Below are 8,831 nucleotides of genomic sequence, written 5' to 3'. Positions count from 1 at the left end.
GTACCTGGCACTCAAGGGCATACAGCCCCACGGCGCCCGGTGTGATGGGCTCCTGCTGGTGATCCCGCTTCGTGATGTGGATGGCACCCTGCACAGCCTGCAGACCATTGCGCCCGATGGCGATAAGCGATTCCTGCCCGGCGGGCGGGTGGCGGGCTGCTATCACTCCATGGGCAAGCCCCAAGGCGTGCTGCTAGTGTGCGAGGGCTTCGCCACCGGTGCCAGCATCCATGAGGCCACAGGGCACGCGGTGGCAGTGGCTTTCAACGCAGGCAACCTGCTGTCCGTGGCCCAGGCACTGCACGGCAAATACCCGGCGCTACGCATCATCGTGGCCGCCGACGATGACTGGCACACCGATGGAAACCCCGGCCTGACCAAAGCCAGCGCGGCGGCGCAAGCGGTGGGCGGCTACCTCACAAAACCCCACTTTGGCGACAGCCGCCCAGAGAAGGCGACGGACTTTAACGACCTGCACCAACTGCTGGGGCTGGACGCGGTGAAGGCGTGCATTGATGGTGCTGCGACGGCACCCACCGACAGCGGCTGGCCTGACCCGGTGCCCCTGCCGAGTGGCCTGCCAGCCGTGGCGCCGTTTGATGCCGAGCTGCTGCCCGAGGCCCTGCGCGGCTGGGTGGCCGACATTGCGGACCGTATGCAGTGTCCGCCCGACTTCACGGCGGTGGGGGCAGTGGTGGCGCTCTCTAGCCTGATCGGCGCGCGTGCAGTGGTCAAGCCCAAGGCCCGCGACGATTGGGCAGTGACGCCCAACCTGTGGGGCGCCATCGTGGGCCGCCCTGGCGTGATGAAGTCACCCGCACTGAGCGAGGTATTGAAACCCCTGCAGCGCCTTGAAAAAACAGAGCGGGAACAATGGCAGGCAGCGCATGAAGCCTGGCAACTCGATTGCAAAGTGGCCGAGCTGGCCGCCAAGGCCAACGAAAAGCAGGCTGCAGCCCAGGCCGTCAAAGACCCAATAAGAGCGCGAGCGCTGCTGCAGCCAGCCGACAACCTGACCACAGAGCCCACCATGCGCCGCTATGTGGTCAACGATGCCACGGTGGAGAAACTGGCCGAGCTGCTGACGGTGAACCCATGGGGCACGCTGGTCTATCGTGATGAGATTCACGGCCTGCTGTGCAGCATGGACAAGCAGGGCCAAGAAGGCGCGCGTGGCTTCTACTTGACGGGCTACGACGGCAACCAAGGCCATGCGGTGGACCGCATCGGGCGCGGTGAATCGTTTGTGCCCCGCGTGTGTCTGGCAATGCTGGGTGGCATCCAGCCCGGCAAGGTGCAAAGCTATGTGCGCGACGCCGTGGCGGGTGGCGCGGGTGATGATGGCCTGCTGCAGCGCTTTGGGCTCACGGTGTGGCCCGATGTGAACCGCGAATTCGTCTATGTGGATCGGTGGCCCGACACCCCTGCAAAGCAGGCTGCATGGGCGGTGTTTGAGCGCCTGAATCACCTGCAGCCAGCCACCGATAGCGACGCGCAGGAATGGCGCTTTACGCCCAATGCACAGGCGTTGTTTGAGGAATGGCTGATCCCGTTTGAAACGGAACTGCGCGGCGAAGAACTGCACCCCGCCCTGGTGTCGCACCTTGCCAAATACCGCAAGCTGGTGCCTGCCCTGGCGCTGATCTTTGCCCTGGTGGACACGCCCGAGAGTGGACACCTGATCCATGAGCGCGAATTGATCCGCGCGTTTGCATGGGCCGACTACCTGCGCACCCATGCCGAGCGCCTGTATGCCGCAGCGGTGATGCCCGAAACCAGCGCAGCCAAGCAACTGCTGGACAAGATCAAGGCGGGCAAGCTGGCCGACAGCGACGGCACTTTGCTGGATGCCTTCACGCCCCGGCAGATCGCGGTGAAACACTGGGCAGGACTGGGCACACCAGACGCTGTGCGCAAAGCCGCCGACCTGCTGGCCGACTATGGCTGGCTGGAGCGTGAGGCCACACCCAGCGGCACGGCAGGCGGCAGGCCCAGCGAGCGATACGTGCTGCACCCCATGCTGCTGAAGGGGGGCGCGTGATGAAGTGGCTACAGCGCCTGAAATCGGCACCAACCCCGGACGCCAACGCTACGAAACCTACAGAACCTGGTTTCGTAGGTTTTGTAGCGTGCCCCGATGGACCTTCTGAAAAATTCACAGCCCCGCAGCAGCCACCGGCCAACGAAGCCACCTCAGACCCTGACCGCTGGTGCTGGCCCCATGGCTCTGCGATGAACACGGCAGAGATTGACACCTTTACATCGCGGTTGGCGCGCTTCACCGACAAGGGGCTGCCCTTGGACGACGCCGAAGCCCTGGCCGACAAGCTGGTGACGCGGGACAGGGACAACGACAGCCGCCGACTATGCCTGGAGTGCGCCCACTTGCAAGGCGTGGGCCGCTGGGGCTGCGGGAACTGGAAACAGGCCGCCATCTGCACCCGCCCAGCAGACGCAGGCCTGGCGCATGTGCTGGTGGTGACGCCTCAGCACTGCCCAGGGTTCAAGGGGCACTCACGATGACCAAGAAGGCCCAGGCCCCTGCTGTGCAAAACGGCAACGCCGACCCCAACACCCTGCAGCTACACAAAGACCCGGCGCAGACAGACGCCGCCCAAATCGCAGCAATGGCGTTGGGCAGCGTTGCGGCCAACGCGATGACCGCGCGCACCTTTGCAAAGGGCACGTTTGGCACGCTGGACGTGACCGAGTGCGTATTGACGTTGAAGAAGCGGGTGGACACCACCCACGGCGGCGACCTCAAACACGCAGAAAGCACCCTCACGGCGCAGGCTGCAACGCTGGACGCCATCTTTAACGAGATGGCCCGGCGGGCAGCACTGAACATGGGCGAATACATGGACGCCACCGAGCGCTATATGCGACTGGCACTCAAGGCCCAGGGCCAATGCCGCGCCACGCTTGAGACATTGGCGGCCATCAAGAACCCGCCCGTGATCTTTGCCAAGCAGGCCAACATCGTCCACGGGCCGCAGCAGGTGAACAACGACGGTTTCCCGAACAGTACGCGCACCCGCGCGGGCGCGAGGAAAAAGCAAACCACGCCAGACGAACTATTAGAGGGGCCGCAGCATGGCAGCACGGACATGGACGACAGAGCAGCGACAACGCCAGCGCGAGGCCATACAACGGTGGAAGCCCTGGAACCAATCCACCGGCCCCGCAAGCCCAGAAGGAAAGGTGGTGGCAGCGCGTAATGCCTACAAAGGCGGGCAAAGAGCCGCACTGCGCAAACTAGTTCAGGAGCTGAATTTGGCGCTGAAGGTACAACGTGAAAACCTGTCTGAGAGCCCAGACACGCGATCAGCTTAGATTTTCACCAGCTGAGTGTGCAGCCTGTCTGCTTGCCTTTGCGTCTGAATTGGTTGCTAGGATGGCGGCTATCGGCCATAAGCGGCCCCTGACAAAGTCACTCGACATGACCATCTCGATAGATCGCTCGCAATGGTGCCGCCGAAGTCAGCGCACGACAGGGCACTACGACGAGGATGCAACGGAATACGAGGGAATACGTTGTAAGTGCAGGCTGTGCACTCGCTCCTTTGTCTTCACCGCAGAAGAACAGAAAAACGCTTACGAAGTCGAGAAGCGATTCGTCTGGTATTTGCCAAAGCACTGCAAAGAATGTGCGTCACATCGAGAGTCCATTGAAGAGTCCACTAAGGCATCCAGTCAGGAATTGGGGGTGTCGTTGAACCCCGTTTCTTGCTAACTTGTGCTTCTGCTTTGGGCCCCTAGCGCCCCACGCCGTGCGGCAGAATCCGGCCAGAAGCAGCCATTCAACATTTACATGAATAACGAACTGCTCGCACTCATAGACGGCGCACTAGCCGACATTTACCCTATGGCGTTAGCCGGCCTGGAGCCCGCACAAAGCATTGAGCGTCAACTTGCCTGGTGTCGCGAATTTGCGTCGAGTGGCAAGCAAGGCCCCAGACCAGGACCTTTTTCTATGGGTCTCATCGCCACCCGGGAGTTCGACATGTATGGAAACCAACCTGAACTCGCCAGTCTGATAAATAGGATTCAGCGATTCGTTGAGGCTGAACTTGCAAGAGTCTGACACCGGCCAACAGCAGACATTAAGGCCAATCGGAAGTTTTGAGGGAGGACAATGGGATACGACCTGAGACTGTGCGCCGTGAGTGACGAGCAACTAGCTTATCTTCGAGCCCACGCCCAGTACACGCGCGATTTCATCGAGGGCAGGCGCCCGACGTTGACTAAAACCGAGAAGGTTGGTTCTTGGTTTTCGAAGCGCGAGGTGGAAAGAAGAGTCGAGGTAGACGTCGGATGTGTCTGGCCGGAATCAGCCGCCGCATGTAGGACGCTGTACTCCGGGGGGGCTCTCTATTTCGTCCTCAATGGAACTGCGGCCAAAATTGACGGGGTCACCAATTTTCCGAATGTCGGAGGTCGCTACCGAGGTGAGATGCTCGGACAAGCTATTGAGCTGGGAGAAGTAGGACTGGGACACTCGCACGCTTTTCGAGAAGCGCAAGTGGCTGAGCTTCAAGCTGCATTGGGCGCCTTGGACGTAGCTACAGCTGAACATCGAGCGCGTGCATATGCGCTGGAGGCTGAGCAGGATGAACGAGAGCTGGTGGACGTTGCGCTCAACGACATCCAATCTCTGCGCGAATTTCTTATAAAGGCTTCCTGTGCGAACCAGGGAATGATCTGGTTCTGGGCCTAGTCGGCTTGCGGCCAGAAGCAGACATAGAAATGAGCGATTTCATCGTCGTGAGAGAAGGAACATGGTTGTACGACGGCCGTGTCCCAACGGGCGTGCGCATCGTCAGCTGCTCGATACGCTATGGCTCCGGAGATTGCCTAGATCCCTCAGAAGTGCAGGAAGACCAAACGGTGCCAGGATTTGATGTCCAGTGGGCATCACCCACGAAGCCGCGTGATTATGGCAATTACGCTTCAGCAGTATTCCCCACGTTTCTTGAAGCAGTGGCACACGCCGAGCAGGCCATCTGGGCGTCTGCGACTCTGCGATGGGCTGACGCCTAACGTCCGATATGAGCCCTTTGCGTTAAGAGCGTAAGCAGAATCCGGCCATTGGTGGCTCTGCCGGTTCGGCGTGGTCCCGTCATCCGATCCAATCCAACCTGAGGTGTCTATGGTTCAAGTTTTCGCAATTGCGTCGCTTGCATTCGGATTGTGGATTTCGCTACTCAACTGGCGTTGCTTCTACGTTGGATTTGTTCTGAAAAAGCCAGCCCCTTCATGGATACCTGCGCTTGGCGGGGCCTTCATGTTTTTGGGCTTTTTCTTTCTTCCAGGCAACCCGTTGAGCTCCATGGCTTGGATCGCTTTCTTTGTCGACTGGGGAAGTATTCCAGGGTGCCTTCATGCAGCCTTGTACCACTCCATCAGCCGCGAGAAATAGGCGTGCGCGGTAGAGTCCGCTTTGGGCCCTAAGCTGTCTCTCGGTTTACTTGCTAATTTCGGCTGCAAGCGCCAGATATGGCCTACTGACGGGTGCGGTTTACATTGAATTAGGTCCTTCGAATGCGCATTGGAATTCGTCCCGCTCGAGTCGTCGCACTGCTGGTTTTGGTCATCGTCATACCGCTGTCAGTTACCTCAGTTGCCGGCCGTTTTATGGGTGACCGCGTGTACTTGCTGAACAGCACACCCTGCCGAGTAGTCGTGATGGAACAGCATGACGGTCACGAGGCGAATCCTGGCGAAACAGTGTTGATCAAGTCTGGCTTTGTGGATCGGACCCCCACCATGATGGTTTTCTCAGGTTCGGCCTTCTGGTTCGGTGGTTTGCACTTCACCACAGACACGCTGCAGGTGCGCGATCAAGCGGACATTGCCATTCCCCCCTCCTGGCTTAGCAGTTCGATAATGGGAAAGGAGCTGACATACGAGCTCACTGCAGACGGCCAATTGCTTGTTAAGGGCCCGACAATGCAGCCGTCCATGCCGCAGCCAAAAGGCCTTCCGTTGAAAGCGCGTGCAACTCCGGATTCAAAGCAGTGCAGGCGTGGCTAGTCACACTTTGATAGGGCATTCGATCTTTACGTCTGCTTTGGTCAAACGCCACCGACTGCTCCTGGCCGATTGCAGCCAGAGCGTGAGGATTCATGCAGCCCCCTACAAGTTGTCTGGCGTGCTGTGTGGGAACGCGGGGGGTAGCAAAAGTCTAGGTTACCGGACTTCACGACACCCCGCAGTTCCTCACGCGCAGAAAAAAGCATCTGTTTGAAAACAATCAAACGCGTAGCCCAGCCGACGTGTGGGGAGTGTGCGACACGGTGCGGAAACCGGGCACTATTGAACACTCAATCCACTTCGATCTAAACACCCAATCCGGTTCAACCTGAACACTCACTCCGATTCGTCGTGAACACCGCGCCGCTGCTCGTGGTCAACGGTCCGGCGTGACAGACATGGGTATTGCGTCATGGACAACGGGCCGGCATCACGATCAGGGTAACGGCGCCGCCAACGGGAGGCGTGCAACATGAACGCTGGTTCGGCACGGTAGACAGCGAGCCAGTTTCGCAAACACGGTTCTGGTCTCATGAACATCGGTCCGGCACGAAGATCAGCGTGCCTGCATCTTGCACTCCAGTTCAGCGCAAAGATAACCGGACCGGCGTCGCAGACGCTGCTATTCCGTCATGAACACCGGTCCGGCAATGTGATCAGCTGGTCATCAGCTTCTTCGCTTTGAGCTTGCRCATCGATTCGCCTTTGAGGGAAACGCGATGTGCTTGGTGGACAACACGATCAAGAATTGCGTCGGCGAGCGTTGGATCTGGGAAGAATGAATGCCACTGATCAGTTGGAAACTGGCTGGTAATCAGAAGTGAGCCAGTACGCATCCGGTGGTCAATCACATCAAGTAGCACCTGCGCGGCCTGCGGGGTGATTTCGCCTAACCCAAAATCGTCCAGGACCAGCAAACTGGGTTTGACCAGGCGAGCCTTCAACGTTGCTAGGGAGCCATCCAGGATGGCGGTGCCGACCCCTTCGTATAGGTCACTTGCCTTCACAAACATTGTTGGGAGTCCCATGCGGCACATCTGGGTTCCAAAAGCACAGGCGAGCCATGTTTTGCCAACCCCGGTGGGGCCCGAAACGATCAGATTGAGTCGCTGGCGAACCCATTCCCCACTCGCAAGCGTGGCGATGAGTGATTTCTCAAGGCCTCTGGTCGGTCGGTAATCGGCATCCTCCAGCGAGACCTTCTCCGGGAAGCCCGCAGCTCGAATCAACCGATTTAGCTTCTTGGATTCACGCTCCAATGCCTCACGTTCCACCAATAGTGCAAATCGATCGTCAAAACTCAGTTCGTGAAGCTTGGGTTGCTGTTGCTGAAGTGTGTAGGCTTCGGCCATGTGTGCCAGTCTCAGCTCGCGCAATCGATTGATAGTCAGCTGAAAGCTCATGCAGCACCTCCGAAGTAACCGGCGCCACGCACGTTGTCATGGCTGGGACGGACCGCGGTAGGAACTGCCTTTTTGGCAATTTTGTCAGGCGACTTTTTCAAGATCGATTCGACGCTGCGCAACGCAGTGATGTTCAGCGGCAGTGCATATGCGCAAACCTCTTCGAACCTTGTTTCCCCATGCATTCGAGCCATATCTCTCATGCGCCGTGCGGCCCTCAACCCGTTCGTCAGGTCGGCCCGGTCTTGTAAGTGGTGTTGGATCATTTTCTGGGTATTTGGACCCACAGATTCGGCCCACAGGATGAGTGCTTTGGGCTCTCCTTCGAGGACGCGCGTGTGTGCAACAGGTCGATGTTCAGGAATGGTTACTACCGAACCCTCACTATTCGCAAGGAGGTGCAATGCAACGCGGCGCCCCCGAGACAAGATTTCCACTGTGGAGGCAGTTATGCGCAGGTCCACTCGTTCGCCGCGAAGTTCTGATGGCGTCGAGTAATAGCTCCGTTCGTGCTCGACGTGGTAGTCATCGCCGACGCGTACACCATACCGCCATTCGCTCATTTCGAACGGTGCCTCGGGCAGTGGCTGTAAGGTAGCGCGTTCCGTGTCTTCGAAACGCTGGAGACGACTACCGCTCATCTTTTTAAAGAGGCGAGCATTCACGATTTTGGTTCGTCGCTTCAGTTCGGCGTTCAACTCGGCAACGCTGAAGAAATCAAAGTCGCGAATGCGAAATAGCACGAGGCGCTGAACGATCTGAACGCCCACTTCTGCCTTTGCCTTTTCCTTTGGCTTGCGGGCACCCGTTGGTAAAGCCGCCGTACCAAAGTGGGTCAAACAAGCTCGGTACGACGGATTGAGCGTCACCTGGCCCTCTGCTCGTCGGATCACAGCGGCTTTGAGGTTGTCGGTAACGACCCACTTTGGCACGCCCCCCAGATTGGCGAAGCAAGCATCGTGGCACTCCAGCCAATGGGGTACCGTCTGAGACGGGACCGCGTGCATGAAGATGTAGTTTGAGTAGCCAAGAACTGCCACGAAGATTTGCGCCTCGATGGAAGGGCCTCCATCTCGCGAGCGCACGGTCACGGTAGAGCCTGCGAAGTCAACAAAGAGTTTTTCGCCTGGGACATGGACCTTGCGAAACACCACGTGCTGCTGTTTCATCCATTTTCGAAAATTTTCGGTGAACTGTGAGTAGCCAATGCCATCAGGGCAGACGGCACGCCATTCCTGCCACAAGGTGTTGATTTCCACGCAGAAGTGACCCACTAACCGCCAGGATTTCCATCTAAATCTGATCCACGTACTAACCCTAACCTGCTGCTTTGCTGAGCAGCAGGAGACCAGGAGTGATAGACGTGGCAACACTGAGTGTCATCAGGCGCTGGGC

General features: G+C 58.6%; 9 protein-coding genes. 7 read left to right on the top strand and 2 right to left on the bottom strand.

What is annotated here, in order from left to right; genetic code table 11:
• The 7 genes from AC04MI_RS21025 to AC04MI_RS20995 all read left to right on the top strand — a co-directional run.
• On the top strand, positions 1-2,041 hold a 2,041-nt coding region (locus AC04MI_RS21025; RefSeq protein WP_476498601.1), incomplete at its 5' end, for a DUF3987 domain-containing protein.
• A 191-nt stretch (positions 2,042-2,232) separates the two neighbouring features.
• On the top strand, positions 2,233-2,523 hold the full coding sequence (locus AC04MI_RS21020; protein WP_436077008.1) for a hypothetical protein: 291 nt from the start codon (positions 2,233-2,235) through the stop codon (positions 2,521-2,523).
• Positions 2,520-3,218, top strand: a complete 699-nt coding sequence (locus AC04MI_RS21015) for a hypothetical protein (RefSeq protein ID WP_436077007.1) — start codon at positions 2,520-2,522, stop codon at positions 3,216-3,218. Before AC04MI_RS21020 ends, AC04MI_RS21015 begins: the two co-directional genes overlap by 4 nt.
• A 176-nt stretch (positions 3,219-3,394) precedes the next feature.
• Positions 3,395-3,733 (top strand): zinc-ribbon domain containing protein, encoded by a 339-nt coding sequence (locus AC04MI_RS21010; protein WP_436077506.1) that lies wholly within the window; start codon positions 3,395-3,397, stop codon positions 3,731-3,733.
• 78 nt (positions 3,734-3,811) lie between these two features.
• A complete protein-coding gene (locus AC04MI_RS21005; RefSeq protein WP_146191299.1) occupies positions 3,812-4,084 on the top strand; it encodes a hypothetical protein in 273 nt (90 codons plus the stop codon).
• A 78-nt stretch (positions 4,085-4,162) separates the two neighbouring features.
• Positions 4,163-4,717, top strand: coding sequence for a hypothetical protein (locus AC04MI_RS21000; RefSeq protein WP_156379516.1), 555 nt, complete (start codon positions 4,163-4,165; stop codon positions 4,715-4,717).
• An 824-nt stretch (positions 4,718-5,541) separates the two neighbouring features.
• Positions 5,542-6,033, top strand: coding sequence for a hypothetical protein (locus tag AC04MI_RS20995; protein WP_436077006.1), 492 nt, complete (start codon positions 5,542-5,544; stop codon positions 6,031-6,033).
• Positions 6,034-6,689: 656 nt separating this feature from the next.
• On the opposite strand, the gene istB is transcribed toward AC04MI_RS20995, so the two are convergent.
• The gene (istB, locus tag AC04MI_RS20990; protein WP_476498600.1) at positions 6,690-7,436 is read right to left on the bottom strand and encodes an IS21-like element helper ATPase IstB; all 747 of its coding nucleotides are present in this window, start codon (positions 7,434-7,436) and stop codon (positions 6,690-6,692) included.
• On the bottom strand, positions 7,433-8,695 hold the full coding sequence (gene istA, locus AC04MI_RS20985; protein ID WP_436077004.1) for an IS21 family transposase: 1,263 nt from the start codon (positions 8,693-8,695) through the stop codon (positions 7,433-7,435). The genes istB and istA overlap by 4 nt, the downstream gene beginning before the upstream one ends.
• Positions 8,696-8,831: the final 136 nt, after the last annotated feature.

Source organism: Acidovorax sp. LjRoot204, assembly GCF_056175785.1.
This window is presented reverse-complemented; position numbering and strand designations above follow the sequence as displayed.

Excerpts from the sequence above, each read along its gene's own strand:
- AC04MI_RS21020 (WP_436077008.1), top strand. The coding sequence starts at position 2,233 with ATGAACACGGCAGAGATTGACACCTTTACATCGCGGTTGGCGCGCTTC.
- AC04MI_RS21015 (WP_436077007.1), top strand. The coding sequence starts at position 2,520 with ATGACCAAGAAGGCCCAGGCCCCTGCTGTGCAAAACGGCAACGCCGAC.
- AC04MI_RS21010 (WP_436077506.1), top strand. The coding sequence starts at position 3,395 with ATGGCGGCTATCGGCCATAAGCGGCCCCTGACAAAGTCACTCGACATG.
- AC04MI_RS21005 (WP_146191299.1), top strand. The coding sequence starts at position 3,812 with ATGAATAACGAACTGCTCGCACTCATAGACGGCGCACTAGCCGACATT.
- AC04MI_RS20995 (WP_436077006.1), top strand. The coding sequence starts at position 5,542 with ATGCGCATTGGAATTCGTCCCGCTCGAGTCGTCGCACTGCTGGTTTTG.